This is a genomic window from Sorangiineae bacterium MSr11954, assembly GCA_037157815.1.
Classification (GTDB): domain Bacteria; phylum Myxococcota_A; class Polyangia; order Polyangiales; family Polyangiaceae; genus Pendulispora; species Pendulispora albinea.
The window spans coordinates 5,178,555-5,196,791 of record CP089984.1; the positions used below are offsets into that span (position 1 = coordinate 5,178,555).

General features: G+C 65.6%; 15 protein-coding genes. 6 read left to right on the forward strand and 9 right to left on the reverse strand.

From position 1 onward, the window contains the following. The first annotated feature begins 196 nt into the window (after positions 1 to 196). Together LZC94_20330 and rox are read left to right on the forward strand one after the other, a co-directional pair. Positions 197 to 1,246 (forward strand): metallophosphoesterase, encoded by a 1,050-nt coding sequence (locus LZC94_20330; protein WXB19560.1) that lies wholly within the window; start codon positions 197 to 199, stop codon positions 1,244 to 1,246. A 125-nt stretch (positions 1,247 to 1,371) separates the two neighbouring features. Then, positions 1,372 to 2,802, forward strand: coding sequence for a rifampin monooxygenase (rox, locus tag LZC94_20335; protein ID WXB19561.1), 1,431 nt, complete (start codon positions 1,372 to 1,374; stop codon positions 2,800 to 2,802). A gap of 180 nt (positions 2,803 to 2,982) precedes the next feature. Here rox and LZC94_20340 read toward each other — a convergent pair whose 3' ends face one another. Next, complete coding sequence (locus LZC94_20340; GenBank protein WXB19562.1) at positions 2,983 to 4,647, reverse strand: NAD(P)/FAD-dependent oxidoreductase; 1,665 nt, start codon at positions 4,645 to 4,647, stop codon at positions 2,983 to 2,985. Between the two features lie 98 nt (positions 4,648 to 4,745). Here LZC94_20340 and LZC94_20345 point away from each other — a divergent pair, with 98 nt between their 5' ends. Further along, a complete protein-coding gene (locus tag LZC94_20345) occupies positions 4,746 to 5,381 on the forward strand; it encodes a TetR/AcrR family transcriptional regulator (GenBank protein ID WXB19563.1) in 636 nt (211 codons plus the stop codon). A gap of 17 nt (positions 5,382 to 5,398) precedes the next feature. Here the strand turns inward: LZC94_20345 and LZC94_20350 are convergent, their stop codons facing one another. The 3 genes from LZC94_20350 to LZC94_20360 all read right to left on the reverse strand — a co-directional run bounded on the left by LZC94_20350 (position 5,399) and on the right by LZC94_20360 (position 8,001). Beyond that, on the reverse strand, positions 5,399 to 6,100 hold the full coding sequence (locus LZC94_20350) for a hypothetical protein (GenBank protein WXB19564.1): 702 nt from the start codon (positions 6,098 to 6,100) through the stop codon (positions 5,399 to 5,401). Positions 6,101 to 6,219: 119 nt separating this feature from the next. Next, entirely contained in the window at positions 6,220 to 6,933 is a 714-nt protein-coding gene (locus LZC94_20355; protein ID WXB19565.1) for a hypothetical protein, read from the reverse strand. A 429-nt stretch (positions 6,934 to 7,362) separates the two neighbouring features. Continuing rightward, complete coding sequence (locus LZC94_20360; protein WXB19566.1) at positions 7,363 to 8,001, reverse strand: glutathione S-transferase N-terminal domain-containing protein; 639 nt, start codon at positions 7,999 to 8,001, stop codon at positions 7,363 to 7,365. A gap of 102 nt (positions 8,002 to 8,103) precedes the next feature. On the opposite strand from LZC94_20360, the gene LZC94_20365 reads away from it, so the two are divergent. Next, positions 8,104 to 9,012 (forward strand): LysR substrate-binding domain-containing protein, encoded by a 909-nt coding sequence (locus LZC94_20365; protein WXB19567.1) that lies wholly within the window; start codon positions 8,104 to 8,106, stop codon positions 9,010 to 9,012. Positions 9,013 to 9,533: 521 nt separating this feature from the next. Here the strand turns inward: LZC94_20365 and LZC94_20370 are convergent. From LZC94_20370 to LZC94_20385, 4 genes are read right to left on the reverse strand one after another with little or no spacing between them, the layout of a single operon-like run. Further along, entirely contained in the window at positions 9,534 to 10,631 is a 1,098-nt protein-coding gene (locus tag LZC94_20370) for a Rieske 2Fe-2S domain-containing protein (GenBank protein ID WXB19568.1), read from the reverse strand. A gap of 25 nt (positions 10,632 to 10,656) precedes the next feature. After that, positions 10,657 to 12,363 (reverse strand): tryptophan 7-halogenase, encoded by a 1,707-nt coding sequence (locus LZC94_20375; GenBank protein WXB19569.1) that lies wholly within the window; start codon positions 12,361 to 12,363, stop codon positions 10,657 to 10,659. Positions 12,364 to 12,401: 38 nt separating this feature from the next. Continuing rightward, positions 12,402 to 13,499: a DUF1864 family protein gene (locus LZC94_20380; protein ID WXB19570.1), complete on the reverse strand. Its 1,098-nt coding sequence runs from the start codon at positions 13,497 to 13,499 to the stop codon at positions 12,402 to 12,404. Beyond that, positions 13,486 to 15,042 carry a tryptophan 7-halogenase gene (locus LZC94_20385; GenBank protein ID WXB19571.1) on the reverse strand — a complete coding sequence of 519 codons (1,557 nt, stop codon included), beginning with the start codon at positions 15,040 to 15,042 and terminating at the stop codon, positions 13,486 to 13,488. Before LZC94_20385 ends, LZC94_20380 begins: the two co-directional genes overlap by 14 nt. 702 nt (positions 15,043 to 15,744) lie before the next feature. Here LZC94_20385 and LZC94_20390 point away from each other — a divergent pair. Beyond that, positions 15,745 to 16,236: a flavin reductase family protein gene (locus LZC94_20390; GenBank protein ID WXB19572.1), complete on the forward strand. Its 492-nt coding sequence runs from the start codon at positions 15,745 to 15,747 to the stop codon at positions 16,234 to 16,236. Positions 16,237 to 16,297: 61 nt separating this feature from the next. On the opposite strand, the gene LZC94_20395 is transcribed toward LZC94_20390, so the two are convergent. Further along, positions 16,298 to 17,029 carry an alpha/beta hydrolase gene (locus LZC94_20395; protein WXB19573.1) on the reverse strand — a complete coding sequence of 244 codons (732 nt, stop codon included), beginning with the start codon at positions 17,027 to 17,029 and terminating at the stop codon, positions 16,298 to 16,300. 165 nt (positions 17,030 to 17,194) lie between these two features. On the opposite strand from LZC94_20395, the gene LZC94_20400 reads away from it, so the two are divergent. After that, positions 17,195 to 18,232 carry a hypothetical protein gene (locus tag LZC94_20400; GenBank protein WXB19574.1) on the forward strand — a complete coding sequence of 346 codons (1,038 nt, stop codon included), beginning with the start codon at positions 17,195 to 17,197 and terminating at the stop codon, positions 18,230 to 18,232. The last annotated feature ends 5 nt before the right edge of the window (positions 18,233 to 18,237 follow it).

Consider the following 18,237-nt stretch of genomic DNA (forward strand, 5'->3'; position numbering starts at 1 on the left):
AGATTGTGCCTCCGCGCAGCGGCCATGATCGTCCACGCCCTTGGCGCGTTCCCAGATCGATCTCGTGCGATGTGCGCGAAGGTCCCTGCATGCGGCAATTCACGAGTACCTCGACACAGACGATGCGACTGGTACCTCGATTTCGACTTGCGCTTCGAGGACGCTGCACATTTCGCAGCGGCTCTCGAATGGTGATTTGGCGGCGCCGCCGCAAATCGTGCAGGAGACGAACGTGAGAGCTTTGGACCTTTCCATTGCCGGACCTTCCTTTCAACGCTTCCCAGAGCCGCGCGATCCGGCGCCGTCGTCCGAGATCGTGCAGGCGCATCCGGCACGCTCTTTGCCGTTGCTCTTTTTCGCCCATTCGTCGGGCAGATGCTGCATCCTTGTTGGTCGGGCCAATACGCCGATGTCCCATACGCACCAGAACTTCTTCTTTGCAGCCGTGGGTGACACCCATGGAGCCATGCACGCCATGGTGCGGCTGCTGTCCGCGTGGGAAAAACGCTCGAAACGGTCGCTGTCGTTGGTGTTCCAAGTGGGTGATTTCGAGCCCCATCGGCACGAAGCCGATTTGGCGACGATGGCGGCGCCTGCCAAATACAAACAGCTCGGTGACTTTTCCGACTATGCCTCGGGCGCAAAGGTGTTTCCGTGGCCACTGTACTTCATTGGCGGCAACCACGAGCCGTACGGCTTCCTCGATGCGCGGCCGGAGGGATTCGAGCTCACGCCCAATTGCCATTATCTCGGACGGGCCAGCGCCATCGAGCTGCACGGCCTACGCATCGTGGGGCTCTCGGGCATCTACCGTGAGGACGCGTTCCAGCAGACGCGCCCGCCCCTCTCCAGCATCGGCAAAGTATCGAACAAGGCTTTTACCTATTTTACTGAAGGAGACATCGAACGAGCCCTCGGTTTCGAGCGCGCCGACGTCTTGTTGCTTCACGACTGGCCAGAGGCCATCGTGGATCCCGCCGATGCCGAGGACTTCGAACAGCAGCGGCGGAGCATGCGCTACGACAAAGTCGGAAATGAATACGGGCGGCTCCTGGCGGATGGTCTGCGGCCGCAATTGATTCTGTGCGGCCATATGCACAAATCGTATCGCGCTACCATTCGGCATCCGACCGGGGACGTGACGGAGGTTTGCTGTCTCGCCAATGTCCAACAAGGCAGCTCCGCAACGGCCGTGTTCCAGGTGGCCGACGGTCGGATCCGCGAGGTTTCCCCGATCGGCGCGTGAACACGGCCTACCCAAGCCGGGCACGACATTCCAACGAGTTTCACGCATACGCATTCCGAGGAGAAAGACCTGATGACGAGACGCACGGCGACGGGCTGGGAGAGAATTGGGCGAATGGGTGGTTCATGTTCGATGTGATCATTGCTGGGTGCGGGCCGACAGGTGCCATGCTGGCCGCCGAACTGCGGCTGCACGATGTGCGGGTGCTCGTTTTGGAGAAGGAACCCGAGCCCGTGTCGTCGTTCGTCCGCGTCGTGAGTCTGCATATTCGCAGTCTCGAGCTCCTGGCGATGCGCGGACTGCGCGAGCGTTTTCTCGAACGCGGAAGACAGCGTCCGGTCGGCGGTATCTTCGCCGCCATCCCCAAACCCGCGCCCGAGGGCCTGGACTCCACGGACGCCTATTTGCTGGGCATCCCGCAGCCGGTCATCGATCGTCTACTCGAAGAGCATGCGGTCAACCTGGGTGCGCAGATCCGGCGGGGTTGCGCGGTGGCGGGGCTCGAACAGGACGACGAGGGGGTGACCGTCTCTCTCTCCGATGGGGAGCGGCTGCGGGCGCGTTACCTCGTCGGCTGCGACGGCGCGCGCAGCACGGTGCGCAAACGGCTTGGCGTCGGCTTCCCCGGCGAGCCCTCGCGGAACGATACGCTGATGGGTGAGATGGAAGTGCGCGCGCCGAAGGAGGAGATCGCCGCCAAGGTGACCGAAATCCAGGCGACCAACAAGGTGTTCACTCTCGGGCCCTTCGGCGATGGGATTTACCGCGTCGTGGTCCCCGCCGCGGACGTCCGCGAGGATCGCACGGAACCGCCCACCCTCGAGGACTTCAAACAGCAGTTGCGCGCCATCGCCGGGACCGATTTCGGCGTGCACTCCCCGCGCTGGTTGTCCCGCTTCGGCGATGCCACCCGGCTGGTCGAGCGCTACCGGATCGGGCGGGTGCTGCTGGCCGGCGATGCGGCGCATATCCACCCGCCCGCCGGTGGTCAGGGCCTGAACCTGGGCGTTCAAGACGCGTTCAACCTCGGCTGGAAGCTGGCCGCACAGATCCGCGGCTGGGCGCCGGAAACGTTGCTGGACACGTACCATACCGAACGTCATCCGGTCGCCGACGACGTACTGAATAACACCCGCGCCCAGGTGGCATTGTCCTCCACCGATCCGGGCCCGCAGGCCTTGCGCAGGCTGCTCACCGAATTGATGGACCTCAACGAGGTGAATCGATACCTGATCGAGAAGATCACCGCGATCGGCATCCGCTACGACTTCGGCGCAGGCCCCGATCGGCTCGGCCGCCGCCTGCGCGACATCGACCTGAAACAGGGCCACCTCTACGACCAACTGCATCGGGGCCGCGCCCTGGTGCTCGACCGCACCGAACGCCTGTCCGTCGAGGGCTGGTCGGATCGCGTCGACCTCATCGCCGATCCCGCTGCGGCACTGGACGTTCCGGCCCTCTTGCTACGCCCCGACGGATACGTCGCCTGGATCGGCGAGCAACAAAAGGACCTGAACGACCACCTCGCCCGCTGGTTCGGCAAGCCTGCCAACTGATCCCGAACGTGCTCACCAGCCGTCGGGGGGTGGGCACGACCGTCGAGGTCCGCTTGCCGTTGGTGGGGCTAATCCCTCCTCAGTCCCGTGAATCCAGATGGGTCGATGCCGCGGGGGCGCGCCGTCGCGACCAACGAGGATCGCCTCGCGAGCCCGCGACGGGACGCAGCCGAGCGCCGATCATACGCGGAGCTCCGCCGCCTCGGCGATGCGTCGAGCCGCCTGGGCGCCGCCCCTCATGGCGCCGACGATCCCATGTCCAGCGCGCGTCGAGCCGCCGCACAAATAGAGGCCGGGGATCGGGCCGCGGTAGCCGGGGCGGTTCTTCATGAACTGCGCGGGTGTGGCCGCGAGCCCGTACGGCGACCCGTCGAACGTGCGCGTGTAGCGCTGATGGGTGACGGGGGTCGCCGACTCGCGGTACACGATGTCCTTCGCGACGCCGGGGAAGAGGCGATCGAAGCGCGCGATCATGTCGGCCTCGAGCTCGTCTTTGAGCGCGCGGTACGCGTGGTTGTCTTTGTAGCGATACGCGCGCGCGGCTTCGTCGCCGACGTGCCACGGGTCACCGGTTGGTACGACAGTCATGACCTCGACGTTGTTGATCCCCGCGGGCGCGTGGAAGAGCGCGTTCTCGGGATCCTTCATCGAGGCGCTGGTGATGTAACAGCCGTGGGCGCGGAGCGGTCCTCGGCTCGGGGCATAGTGGCCTTCCATGTCGTAGTCGTCGAACTGCCAATAGTTGGCGGGGCGCATGCCGCGCGCGGAGAGAGCGCCGCGCACGCCGAGGAAGGTCATGAAGAGCGCCGCCGCCATCTCGAAGCGCTGCGTGCGCGTCACCAGCGATGCGGGCAAGTGGTCGAATCCGATCAGGCGCTCGAAGGTCACCCGCAGATCCGCGTTCGAGAGGACGACGCGCGCGCGCACGTCGACCGGCGCGCCGCCAGCCTTCGCTTCCAGTCGAACGCCTCGCGCGTGGCCGTCCTCGATCACGATCCGTTCGACGCCGCGCCGGAGGTGGATGGTCCCCCCGCACGCCTCGATGCGCGCGGCGAGGCGATCGGCGATCGTTTGTCCGCCGCCCTTCGGATAGTACGCGCCGCGGAAGTAGTGCTCCGCGAGCCCGAGATGGAGGAACGCGCTTACCTTGCTCGGCGGCAGCGCATAATCGCCGTTTTGCCCGACGAGCACCGCGCGGAGCTTCGGATCGCGCGCGCCGCACGCGTCGAGCACCTGCGCGATCGTTCGGTTCTGGTTTCGGCCGAGCGCGAAGAGATCGAAGAAGAGCGCGAGCGCGTCGCGCGCGCCGAGCTTCCCCTTGGATTGAACGCGCCGCGATGCGCGCCCCACCTGCTCGAGGAGGCGCACGTAGCGATCGATCGCGCGCCGCTCGTGCGCGAACGCCGCGATCAAGCGCTCGCGATACAGCTCGACGTTCGCGGGGATGCGAAACTCGAGGTCCGGGAAGACCAAGGTGTCGAAGCCGTCCGGATCGAGCGCCGCGTAGTCGAGCTCGATCCCGACCCCGCGCAGGATGCGCGGAATATCGCCGCCCGGGCCGCAATCGCCGATGTAATGGAGGCCGACGTCGAAGCGGTAGCGATCGTGCTTGCCGCCGCGGACGAAGTGGGTCCCGCACCCGCCGGCCACGTAGTGCGACTCGAAGACGGCGACCGACAGCCCGCGCTGCGCGAGGTACGCCGCCGCGGTCAGCCCTCCGAGGCCGCTCCCGATCACGGCCACGTCCACGTGCTCCGGCACCCGCGCGCGCTGCCGGCTCCGCGAGGCCGCTTCGAGCGGGACGTCCTTTGCGTTTGCTTCCACGTATTCGGCTGATGTGGTCATTGTCCACATAGCCTAGGGCCCAAAGTGGACGTTGTCCACATCGCCGCGAATGCGCTAGGGTTCTCGGGTCGGGAGACCTCCTCCCGCACGAGAGGTCGATGGCCCGGCAATACCACCACGGGGACTTGAAGAGGTCGCTCCTCGACGCGGCGGTCGCGTTCCTCGCCGATGGCCGTGACTTCACGATGCGCGAGCTCGCGCGCCGCGCCAAGGTCACGCACAACGCGCCGTACCGTCACTTCGCGGACAAGGAGGCGCTGCTCGCGGCGATCGCGGAGGAGGGGTTCGAGATGTTGGCCGCAGACGGCGCGCGCGCTCTCGCGGCCGCGGGCGGCGATCCGCGCGCCGCGCTGCGCGAGCTCGGTGCGTCGTACGTCTTCTTCGCGGTCGAGCATCCGCACCACTTCCGCCTGATGTTCGGGTTGCCGCTCGCCAACGTGCAGGCGGCGCATCCGTCGCTCGGCCTCGCCGCGCAAAAGAGCTTCGCGCAGCTGACCGACGCGATCGAGGCGATCCGCGCGGGCGGCCTTTTGCGGGCGGACCGCGATCCGCGCGGCCTGGCGATCATCGCGTGGGCGCTCGTGCACGGGCTCGCGTCGCTCCTCGTGGCCGGGCAGCTCCCGGGCGACGTGCGCGCGATGGCGCACCTCGCGATCGGCGACATCGCGAACGTCTTCTTCGAAGGGGTGCTCGCCGCCCTACCCCCCGCAAAGGCCGGCGCGTCGAATCCATGAAGCTTCGCCCGGACGCGCTACCAAAAGTTCGGATCGCTCGCGATGCGAAATCCGATCGAGCCCCATGCCGGTAGAAGGGATTCGCCGAAGATACCCGCGCCGACCGTCGCATCCACCTGGACACTGGACGACACGAAGTGCCGCACCCCGGTCTGAAATGCGCCACCCGGTGCATCGGCGTAAGGGTCTCCCGAGAAGACCTCGCCGACGACGTGCAGCCCGCCCACCATGCGAATCTGCGTGCCAATACCCCACGTGCCCGACACATGGCGCCCCTCGGCCTGGGTGGTCGTGAAGAAGCCGACGTTTTGATGCAGCAGCACGCGGTCGTGCGCCTCGAGAGATTCCGTGAGGGCGATGTACCCGAACGTGTCCCAGCCCGCGACCTTGAGGGGCCCGGCGCCAAAAGGCCCGAATGCCCCAGCCACCACCGCGAGCCCCGGGATAATCGCGCCGGGTCGGGTCTCGAGCGCCAAGGCTTTGAGCTGGAGCAGCGGCGCCGCCATGGTGCCCTCGCCACGGGTGCGGCCATAAAAACCACCCGCGGACACTTCGAGCGGTGCCCACGGTCCGGCGGCGACCACGGTCCAGTGCTGCGGGCCGGCTTCATCGACGCGGAGCCACGTTTCCAATTGAGCGGCCCGATCACCGACGACCCGCGCATCGTCGGTGATGAAAGGGCGCACGGCCACGGCTTCGCGCGGCGACAACGCCATCATCAGGACCGCACCCGTAACCCACGCTCGACGCCGAGGCACGGGCCGATTGCTAGCACAGGTGCATCGTTCACGGATTCGCTTGCCGCGCGGTCGGCGTTTGGCCTTGCGCGGCCGGGGCCTCAGCGGGCCGCGGCTGCGCGGGCCGCCGGCGTGGTTCCCACGTCGAATTCGCTCGGGACCGAGAGCACCTTGGCGAGCTTGGCTTCGAGACCGCGGAGGTTGCCTTGGGTGAGCTCGACCGCGAAGAGATGCTGGTTCAGCACGCGGAGCAATTCTTGGGGCACGACATTGCCGATGTCCACGTCGGTCTTCACATCGGTGTAGCGGCTGCTGGAGACGAGGGCGTGTGCGTTGGCGTAGATGATGCCGTGGTAGTCGCGCTGATCCGCGTACACCGCGGCGTATTGGTGGAGCACGGGCGCGGCGATGTATGCGACCGATTGATTCGCGACGCTCACGTCCCAAGCTTCGTGCCGGAACGTGGCGAGTGAGAGCCTCAGCGTGAGGCTTCCCTTCGAGGGCGTGATGATCCGCTCTTGGATGGTCGCGTTGGGGGTCCCCGCTTGGATCTCGCGCGCCAGCTCGTCGCGCAGCGCATACATCGGCTTGTGGCGCTCGATGTTCGAGCGCACGGTGGACCGAATGTCCTCCAGGTTCGCCCGAAGCTCCGCCTCGATCTCGTGCTGCGCCGCCTCCCCGCTGGATTGGTGTCGAAGGGTGAGCACCACTTGCTCCGTTCCCAGTGCGGTGAGAATGCCGAGCACGATCATCACATATTGGAGACCAAACGCTTTGAGCGACGAAGCCGGTTGGCTGGGGACATCGATTTGCACGGCAGGCCTCCGTATTCAAAAGAGACGTACGTCGAAGTGTAGATCACCGCGCCCCCATCGTCCTCCCCGCGCCAAAGACACAGCCGCCGCTCATGGCGCCGATGTGTCGATCACCGCGATCCGCATGGCCGTGCGGGGTGGCCCCCCCGCGCCCGACGCCATTTTAGCGCAATGGAAAGTCGAATAGACATCGTGCGCGCCGCGACTCATCCACCCACGAGCGTCATCGACGCTACCTCGCCTCCCGTGGCTGCCCTGCCCTCCCCGCCGCCTCGAAGCGACCGGGTGGGGTGCTCGACCACGCGACATCGATCCGGCGGCTCCTGCGTTTGCATTGAATATCACATTACGAAATCCTACTTCGCTCGCGCATCCGCGAGCGGTGCGGCCGAGTCCGATCTCCGCTCGAGAGAGCATGACGGAAGGTTCCTACGGCGCCGTTCGATCGGCGCGGGGGGCCGCGGGCAGGATGCCCTCCGCCGCGAGCGCGTCTCGGACGGACGGGCGCTCGCCCACGAATGGGACATAGTCGGCCAGCCGCGCGGGCAATTCCTGGTGGGTCACGTCGACGAATTTGCGGAGCGCCCAGAAGGCATATGCGTCGGCGATCGTGAAGTCGTCTCCGCCGAAGTAGGGCCCGCGCCCGAGCATCTCTTCGAGGAGCCCGACCCGCTGCGCGAGCCGCCGAGCCGCCCAATCTTTCGCTTCGTGGCCTACGGCTGGCATCAAGGTAAATGGGAGAAACGCCTTGTGCAGCTCGGTCGCGATGAAGCTCACCAGCTCGTCCAGGCGCAGGCGCTCCATCGTTCCGCGGGGCGGAGCGAGCCTCGACTCGGGCTGCAAGTCCGCGAGGTACTGCACGATGACCGAGACCTCCGTGAAAAGGGAACCGTCGTCCATCACCAACGCGGGCACGTAACTCTTGCGGGTGATCTCGGCGAAGTCGCGACCGTCGGCGAGCTTCTTGCGGCGTAGATCGACCCGAGCGAGCTCGAAGGGCCGCCCGAGCTCCCGCAAAATGATGTGCGGAGCCAGCGAGCACACGTGCGGCGCGTAGAACAGTTTCATCGTCTTGTTTTGGACCTTTCCTCGGGACCACGCCCGCCTCCGAGTAAATGCGACACCACGCGAAGATAGACAAGCATCGCAAATTGGATGCATTGTCCGCCCATGCGGACAATCGACTTGGACCTCAATGCCGTCGCCGTGTTCTTGGAGGTGATCGACAAGCGGAGCTTTCGCGCTGCGGCGACGGCGCTGGGGATGTCGAAGTCGACGGTCAGTGAAAAGGTGGCGCAACTCGAAGAGCGCCTCGGTGCGCGCCTCCTCGATCGAACGACGCGAACGATTCGCATCACGGAGGCCGGAGAAGCGTACCGGCGTCGGGTCGAGCCCGCGCTGGACGCCGTCAGCGAAGCGGAGCGCGCGGTGAGCGAGCTTCAGGCCGCTCCGTCGGGGCGCCTCCGGATCACGACCACCGTGGATATCGGGCAGAACGCGCCGTTCTTTGCCGAGGTGCTCGCGATTTACATGCAGCGTTACCCTGCGGTCGAGATCCACGTGGAGCTGTTCGATCGGCGCGTAAACCTCGTCGAAGAAGGGTTCGATCTGGCGATTCGACCGGGCGCGATGCCGGATTCGACGCTCGTCGCACAGAAGCTCGGCTCCGTCGGGACCATGCGCCTCTATGCGAGCCCCGCCTATCTCGAACGAAAGGGAGAGCCGCGCTCCCCCGCCGAGCTTCGCGAACACCACTGCATGATCATGACGAGCCACCCCCAGCCTCGGGTGTGGACCTTCCGCGGCAAGAGAAAGCCGATCGCCATCGACGTGCGCCCTCACCTCGCCATCAACGGCTTCCTCGTCCTTCGCGCCGTCGCGGAGGCAGGCGCAGGTATCGCGCGACTGCCGGAGTACCTCGGGGAGCCCTCGGTCCAACGAGGAGCGCTCCGCAGTATCCTCGACGACTTCGCGCTACCGCCGACTCACTGGTACGCCGTCTATCCGAGCGCGCGAAACCTGTCACCGAAGGTTCGCGCATTCGTAACATTGCTCGAGAAGAAGTTTCGGACCGGGTAGTCCGGAAAGCTCTCCCTCACCTCGTTGGATGAATCGATCGGGCACCTGCGCAGCGATGCGGCATTGCGTCCGATCCATCGTCACGCGCAAGTCGCGAGTCCTGTTTGGATATATATTCCGGTTTTTTTGAATTCATTCGGTCTTGCGCGGCGTCTCGGATTCGGAACCAAATGCCCGACCTTTCGACCATGGGATTCGCCGGCCTCCTCCTCGCCCCGCCCTATTGGGCGGAATCGGCCAGCATGATGGGCTGAGTGCCCCTAATTATGCCGGATCCATCGGAGCGGCCGCCATTACCCTTCTTGCCTTCGCAGGCATTAATTCATCCCTGACGGCCCGCCCTGCGGCGGATACATGAGCAGGCCCCGACGCCGGACCGCGACCTTTGGTCGGCCCCAATGCTGTTCACTTAGGATTTCTCTCGCTCCCGGTACCCGTACCCGTTCCCGAGGGTTCCGGGAGAGAAGATTGGGAAGGGGAACGGGTACGTATACGGGTTAAGTGACCGGCATTGGATCTAGCTAGCCCACGCTGCGCGCCGCCGGCATGTCCTCGGGCGCCGATGGCGTGGCAGGCTCGCGGCCCACCCGGTCGACCCACTGCTTGTAGAAGGAGCGGTATTTGAGGACCAGGGAGTCGTAGCGGCTGAAGGCGCCGCCGCCGTCGGGCTTCATCGCGTTCCAGAGCTGGACGTCTGCGCCTGCGGCCGACTTGGTTTGCAAACCGAAGAGCACGTAATTGGCCAGATCCCGGAACCGCCCGCGCCTCGGGATGGCGATGAGCGCATGCATCACGTTCTCGCGCGTGTCCACCGGGGTGACGCACTGGAGTAATTTGTACTTCTCCTCGTTGTCCAGGGTCACCGACATGAGACACCCGCCGGGGTAGCCGTCGAAGGTCAGGTACATCCGGCTCATGTTCAGCCCGATCAGGTTGGCGAACATGCCCATCGCGCCGAAATAGCGACTGACCTTGAACTCGATGCTCCCGCCGAACCACGCGCCGGCCTTCACCATGCCCGCGAACTCCGGGCTGGCTTGGCTCGCGTCGAAGACCTTGAGATCGAAGGCGGTGATCGGCAGCGCGTGCACCGGGGCCGCGTGCTGCGCGTCGTAGAAGTTCTCCACGATTCGGAGCACGGTGGTCCGGGTATCGTACGCCACGCGGAGCACCATGTGGTCCGGCCGGCCCACGTCGGCGGTGGGGACCTCGGGCAGCGGGTGCTGCGGTGCCTGCGAGCCGTACCAGACCCAGATGTAGCCGTAGCGCTCCGCGGTGGCGTAGATTCGCTGCCGCGCCCCGGACGGGATCCGCACCAGACGCGGCACGTCGGGTTGATGGCCCGGGATGTGGGCGCAGCCGCCGGTGGCGTCGAAGCGCCAGTGGTGGAAGGGGCATTGGATGCACCCGTCCACCACCTTGCCATCGGCCAGGCTGGCGCCCAGGTGAGAACAGTAGCGGTCCATCACCACCGGGACCCCGCGGGCATCGCGCCACGCCACCAGCTCCTCGCCGAACAGCTTCACCGCCACCGGCGTTGACTTCAGGTCCTTCGACAGCATCGCGACATACCAGCTCGCGGACAGCTTGGTGGTGAGCTCGTTCAGCTCGGCGTTCATGGCTCTCGATCTCCCGGAGCGGTCCCTATTTGAGGGCCAGCCCCACCCGCGTCGTGACGTAAGAGCGCAAGAGCTCGAACATCGGGTTGTAATCGAAGTACTTCTTCACCTCCTCCGGCGCCGAGGTCTGCGTCCAGTGCATCAAGCGCATGGCGGGGACGAGGCTATATTTCGATTTGTTCTTGAAATAACGCTCGCCGGTGATGCAGTAACCGAAGTTGAACATCGGCCGCGCGAAATCCTCCTGCTCGATCAGGTGGTGAATGCGCGCCGCCGCTTCCTCGGCCGACTTGCGCTTCTCCTCGACCGCGAAGACCTCCTGCTTGCACTCATTGAAAAGCTTGGCGTAGCCCTCCATGTCCGCGCAGAGGTACCCGAGGTAGGGCGGGTTGTCGTCCAGGTGATCGAGGTCCGCCTCGTTGCGCGAGGCGCGGAAGCGGGCGTGGGCTTGCACCAGCCGCCATTGTCCCAGAATGGTGCCCACGGCCCAGAGGCGGTGGAACGCGTCCCAGAGTTGGAAGTTCGAGAACGCGGTGTAGCAGCAGCTCACGAAGTCGTCGTTGTGCTCGAGCAGCTTTTGCTGGAGCCGATCCACGTATTCGAAGCGCTCGGGCGAGAAGTCGTCGTCGCGCAGCGCCTTGATCAAGCGCGCCGCCAGCGCATGGATGGTGACCGCGGTGTTCTCCAGACCGCGCGAGAACAGCGGGTCGATGAAGCCCGCCGCGTGCAGCATCAGGGCATACCGATCGCCCACCGTCTTCTTCGACGAGTACTGCAGCCGATCGGTCTTGACCCAGTCCCGCACCGGCCGCGCGTTCTCGAATTGCGCCTTGATGGTGGGGAACTTGGCCAAAAACTCGTCGAACTCCTGCTGCGCCGGGATGTCCGTCTTGGGGTGGATGCGCGGATCGAGCTGGAGCCCCACGCTCACCAGATCGTTGGTCGACCGGCGGTGGTTGTTGAACGGGATGACCCAAAGCCAGCCGCCGTGGAACATGTGGTGGAGCGTGCCGTCGTGCCACCGCCAGCGCTGGCCCTTGGTGGTGAAGATCTCGTCGAACGGCTTCACGCCCTGCATGTGCGTGTAGAGCGTGCGGGAGTGGGTCCGGTAGCGGCACGGCTCCTCGCGGAGGCCGAACTTGAGCGCGAGCGGGGCCCGCGGTCCGCCGCAGTCGACCACGTAACGCGCGGTGAAGCGCTCTCCGTCGCTGCTGGTCAGCACCGCGCCCTTGTCGTCGATCTCGTACTCGGTGATGCGGGTCCGCTGGCGCACCTCACAGCCGTGGCGGAGGGCGGCGTGGAGCAAGTACGCGTCCACGTCCTGCCGGTAGAAGTGGCTCTCCGGGCCCCAGGGCAGCTCCGGGATGATGCACTGGGTGAACTCCTTCGGATCGTGGGTCCGTCCCTCTTTGTGGAACACGAAGCCGAAGTTGCGCTTGATGCCGGTGCTGGACGCGACCTTGCGGAAGGTGGAGTGGAACGAGGTGATGTCGTTGATCTCCGGGATGCCGTAGCGGTCCGCGATGATCCGGTTCATCAGCGACGTCTCCGGGATGGAGGACTCGCCGATGGTGAAGCGCGGATGGCTGGCCTCCTCCACGATGAGCACCTTGAACTTCTGCTTGGCGAGGATGGCCCCCATCTGGGTGCCGGACATCCCGGACCCGAGGATGATCACGTCGTAGTGGTTGCTCTTGCTTCCATTGCTGCCGTTGGTCTTCTGCTGCTGCATTCGGGACGCTCCTGATCGTCGGATGGCGACCAATCGGGTTAGAGGTCGAAGAGGGTGAGGCGCGCGCGGGCGTCGCGGGTGAGCGCGAGCAGCTCGCCGAGCATGGCGGGCGCATAGCCGCCGCTGCCCACCGAGTGCGCCTCGTTCTCGGGGACGTAGGCCTGCTCCGCCAGGCGCATGTGCGGCGCGCGGAAGCGGAGGATGACCTCGAAGATGCGATCGAGCGCCTTCAGGCTGGCGAGGACCTTCGCGGTGGGCCCGCGATCGCGCGCCTCCGCCTCGGCGCGATCGAGCAGCGAGGGGCGGCCCGTGAAGCGATGGTAGAGCGGGCGGAGCTGCGGGAGGATGTACGGGACGTACGTCTCTTTGAACTCGGTGCAGCCGCGGTGCGTGGTGCTCGAGCTCCAGAGCGCGTGCTCGAGGACGAAGAGCGGCATCTCCACCGCGCCTGGCCCCAGCCACGACTTGCCGGCGAAGCGAACCGGTTCGAAGTAGGGCCGCAGCTCCGCCGCGAAGATCTGCGGCGGGATGTTGCGGTAAGCGTAGACGATCGCGTCCACCATCTTCCGAAGCAGGTGCGCGACGTCGTCCGCCATCGGCGCGAAGGCCGGCGAGGTGAGCGGCTCCTCGTAGAGCTCCAGGGTGCGGTGGACCGCCGCCTCCAGCGCCGCCATCGAGAGGCGGACGCTCTCGAAGAGGTGCGCCTCCGCATCCACCTTGGTGAAGCGCCGCTCGAGCGCGGGATCGGCGGGGTTCCAGACGGTGACGTGGAGCAGGTTCACGCTGGGCGGCAGGCCGGTGAGCCGCGACAGCTCCAGCATCACCGGCTCGAGCGCGGGCAGCACCTCCGCCGGCTCGTGGCCGTGGCGCCGGATCGACCCGATCAGGAAGCCGAGATCGCGCATCCCCGCGGCGGCGTCGAACGCGTCCCAGCCGCGAACCACGTCCAGGGTCGGGAGCAACCCCTGGAGCAGCCGCAGCAGCCCGGGGAAGTCCTGGCGCACGTTCGACTCCGGAACCTGGCGCAAGGAGGGGAGCGCGCGCAGCGGATCCCGTGCGGCGATCGCCGCGTGCATCGCGGCGAAGTCGGGCGCGGGCCGCGTCGGAAGAGGCAGAGCGCCCTCAACCCCGCTCATGCAACGCCCGGAGGTACTCGTGGTTGGTGGGGAGGATCTGCTTCAGATGCTCCGACTTGCGGGCGATCTCCGCGAACATTCCCTCCGCCTTCTCGATCGAGGCGCTTCGGTAGCGGGCGCGCGGGAACGGGCGCTCCGGCAGATAATCCAAGCCGGCGAATACGCAATAATAGTTTCCGTTCAGCCAGAAGTTCCGGAACTCGTACTCGAAGCTGCTATAATAGCTATTATCGTCCAGGTCGCCGGTGGTGAGCGGGAGGCCCGCCTCGTAACGCTCGATCTTCTCCTTGATGTTGTCGGAGAGACGCAGCTCGTGCCGGTTGGCGCGCCAGAACGCGGTGTCATCCCGCTGGGCCATGAAATAGTGCGCCTGGACGAAGTCGCGGCAGTCGTCGTACATGAACTCGACTTCCGCGTTGAACCGGGCGATCAACCGCTCATCGAAGGAGCGGTCCGGGAAATGTTTTACCAGCTGATACAGCGACGCATAGATGAAGTAGATGCCTGTCGACTCCAGCGGCTCGAGGAAGCAGGACGAGAGGCCAATCCCAACACAGTTCTTCACCCAGGCCCGCGCATTCCGGCCCACGCGGAACTTGATGTGGTTCAGCGGCTGGCCCTCGGGGACGTTCCATAGGGCGCGGAAGTCCGCCGTGGCCTGCTCCCGCGTGGAGAACTTGCTGGAGAAGACGTACCCGCTGCCGAACCGACCCAGCATCGGGATCTTCCAGGTCCAGCCCGCATTCATCGCGATCGAGGAGGTGTAGGGCTCGACCCCGTTGCGGGCGTCGTCGTGCGGCATCTGGCCTGCGACCGCGCTATCGCACAGCAGGTGATCCGACATATCGATGAATGGCTCCTGCATGGCCTGATTGATCAAAAGGCCGCGGAAGCCGGAGCAGTCCACGAAGAGGTCGCCGGCGATGGTCCGTCCGCCCTTGGTGGAGAGGCTGACGATATGCCCGCGCTCGTCCAAGGTCACCGACTCGTAATCGTCGATGATATGGGTGACCCCCCGCTCGATCGACCAGCCGCGAAGGTAATCCGCGACCAAATGCGCGTCGAAGTGCCACGCGTGATGCATCTGCCGGCTGCCATCGAGGAGGCACGGTGCCCGCTTGTCGTCCAGCGCGGCCGCCTGCGGATAACAGGCGTATTCCATGGGTGTCTGGAACCCGGCCTGTTTCTTGAGCAGCCAGTAGTGCGTCAGCGGGATCCCGTCGCAGGACGCGGGATTGCCGAACAGGTGATAGAAGTGGTTGGAGCGGCCGGGCTGGGGCTTTCTCCAGTTCACGAACTTCACCGCCGATTTGAACCCCCCGTTCACGAATTTCATCCACTTCGTCTCGGGAATACCGAGGAAATCGAAGAAGACCTTCTGCAAATTGGGTATGGTCGCCTCGCCCACCCCGATCTTGGGGACGGCGGCGGACTCGACCAGCGTGATCTTCACCCCGGGAAGGGCCTTCGAGAGGTATGAGGCGGTCATCCAGCCGGCCGTGCCACCGCCAAGGATCACGACGTCCTTGATCAACTCATTCATTGCCCGCTCCGGTGATAGTTGATTGGATTTATTAACTGGGCTTCATAATCGGATTTCACAATCCAATTCGAGGTTCGATGTCTGATAGTCGGCTCTTGCGTGGAAATCCAGATTTTTCGTTCACAATCGGGAAATACGGATATGCTGCAACTGCATCGAAATTGTGAAAATGACACGGGCTGGAGGTGGCGCCGCTTGCGCAATGTGGACGCTGTGTCCAACTGCCGCGGCCGATATCGGCCAATCGCGCCTCTATCTACGTTACGCGTTAGGAGGCGCCGTGTCCGGCTGCCGCGGCCCCTCCCGACCCATTCCGCCCTTATTTTTACGCGCGGTTCGACGCTGTGCCCGACGGCAGCGACCCATTCCGGCCGCCCTTTTTTTGGGCGTGCGTCGCCCGCCCGGCGTTGCTGCGAGATCCAGACTTTGGGGCATGGGTCGCGCGGCGGCAACCCGGTACGTTCATGTCATGCAATTTGTTTCACTGGGACGCTGCCTTTCCCAGGCCTCCGGCAATTTCAGATTTCCAATGGTGGCCGAGCTTCGCGACAATGAACGGCGCCTTACGCTACACACCGCCAACCCTTCGAATCTCGTTGTTGTGATTTTCACCTCCGCGCATGGTTGGCGTTCGGATGCCATAGCAACGACTAAGCGCGTGCTTTGGACTCGAAATGGCTTATAGAGGAGGAGGAGACCAAAATGGTAAATGCCATCTCGTCGTCCGCGTTTCGTGAAAGCCTTGCTCACTTTGCCAGCGGCGTGACCATCGTCACCATGTGCACCCCGGACGGGCCGGTGGGGTTTACGGCCTCGGCCTTCACCTCCGTCTCGCTGGATCCGCCGCTGATTCTCGTTTGCGTCGGGCGGCAGGTCAGCTTGCACGACCGCCTCCAACCGGACGCCCATTTTGGGGTGAGCATTCTCTCGCAAGAGCAGGCCTGGCTCGCCTCGCAGTTCTCGCAGCGCAGATTGGACCGGTTCCGCGATGTTCCCCGGCGCGAAGGGCCCATTGCCCAAGTACCGCTCATCGAGGGGGCGCTCGCGCAGCTCGAGTGCTGTTGCCACGAGCGGTACCCGGCGGGGGATCACACCATCGTCTTGGGCCGCGTGCTCCATACGTCGACCACGCACGGGCGCCCGCTCGTTCACTTCAAACGAAGCTTCGGGGGCTTCCACGGAGAAATGCCATGATCCGTGGGCATGAACTCCCCTCCCCGTGCGTTGGGGTTCGTGGGCGCTCTTTCTAGTTTTTTTAGGTTTTGGGTTGCGCCCGACGCGCCCGATGCTCTTCGCGCGCGGCATTCCCGAGAAATGACGCGAGCCAATCGTTGAACCCGGCGCTACGTTGAACCGCGTGACCCGCGCCGCGGAGGATCACGCGCTCGCCTCCAAGCGCGTCATGAAGCGCGTCGCAGATGCGCTCGATCCCGGGATCGTGATCGCCCGACACGACCGCGGTCGGCACGCGCGCGGCCCGAATGCTGGCGAGATCGGGGCGCGCCTCCCCCGGATCGCGCAGGTTTCGGGCGAGGCGTTCGAGCTCTCGCGTGACCTCGTGATCCGGTGGCATGCCTGCGAGCTGCATGAAGGCCGCGCGAAGCTTCGGATCGGCATGGGGATCGCCAATGGACCGAGCGAGGCGGGTCACGCGCGCGACGTCGGGATCCTCCTCGGCGACGAACCAGAGCGGCGGCTCGATCCAGGTCAGGGAGGCAAAGCGATGCGGCGCGCGCGCGGCGGCCACCGCAGCCCCCACGCCGCCATAGGAATGCGTGACCACATGCGCCGGATGCGGCAACAGCGCGAGAAGATCGTGCGCATCGGCCTCCCAATCTTGGCGTGCGCCGGGAGGGCTCGGGTCGAAGCAACGTCGCCATGGGATGACGAGCCGCCAGCGATCGGCGAGCGGCGCCTGGCGTGACCACGTGAGCTCCGGGCTCGCGCCCCCGTGGACGAACACCACCGTCTCACCGCGGTCCCCCAAGGTTCTGGATACGAGTGCGTCATTTGGCAGCGCCGACATCGCGTAACACTATGTGCTGGCCGGCGCGTGCGCGGCAAGTGCTCGGGGGCACGTCGCTCCGATCTCCGGCGCGCGCCGGGGGGAGAGGGCTTGCCACGGCCTCGAGAAGTGGCAATTATCGGTGCCTTGGCCTATCTCCTGCCGGTCCTCTTCTGCGCGATCGCTGCTTTTCTGTTCGTGCTCGTGGCGGTCTACGTGCGCGGAGCGCGGCGCGCGCACGCGGCCATCGACGCGGAGCTCTCACGCCGCGGCATCCATGTCCAGGGGCTCGGCATGAACGGTGCACCCCTGCCGGCCACCCCGAGCGTGTTTGGTGCTCCCGAACGCGGAATCGTGCTCACGCGTCGCGATGGCATTCGCGCCTCCCTTTCGCCCCACCCGGCGCAGGGGGCGGCCGCCTTGCCGGGCTTCGGACCGGTCGCCCCGCTGCACACGCTCGTCGAGATGCCGACCGACCTGCCGGATCAAATGATCTGCGCCCACGAGCGCGCGCAGGCGGTGTTCGGGGCCTTTCCCCCTTCGCCGCAGCACACGGGAAACGCTCGGTTCGATGCACGCTTCGGGATCTTCGCGCCGCCCGTGGGAGCAGCTGGATACCACGCGGATCCCATCCCATGGGTGCGCACGCCATCTGCAACGACGTTGTTCACCAATTTCGACGTCCTGGGTTTTACCGCGTTGCATGTGCACGCGGGGCGCGCCCGCATGTTGTTTGCGCCGCAAGCGGTCGACGGCTTGGTCGCCGCGCTCGACACGGGAGCGTCGCTCGCGCGGCCGCACGAGGCGTGTCCACCCGCGCAGCCGCCGAGCCGTCTGATGATGAACTCGGCCAAGGGGATCGCCCTCCTGCTCGTGGCGATGCTCGTGCCGATGGTATTGGGATCGTCGATGGTGCCGCGATTGACCGGAATGGGTTTCGAGATCGCGGGGAGCACGGTCGCGTGCCCGCAAGGCGGCTCGTTCCACTATTCCTACCGCCCCAATCGCATGAGCACCTGCACCCACGCGAGCGGCACATACGCGGCGGACCGAACCGCCTATGCGCTATGGCAGTTTGCGTTGTGGGCGCCCTATGTGCTCATGGCGACTGCGGCTTCGGTGGGCCTCTACTTCAAGCTCCGGCGCGATACGGCGCGCGTCGTGCTTCGGAACCTCGCGCCCTGAGCCCC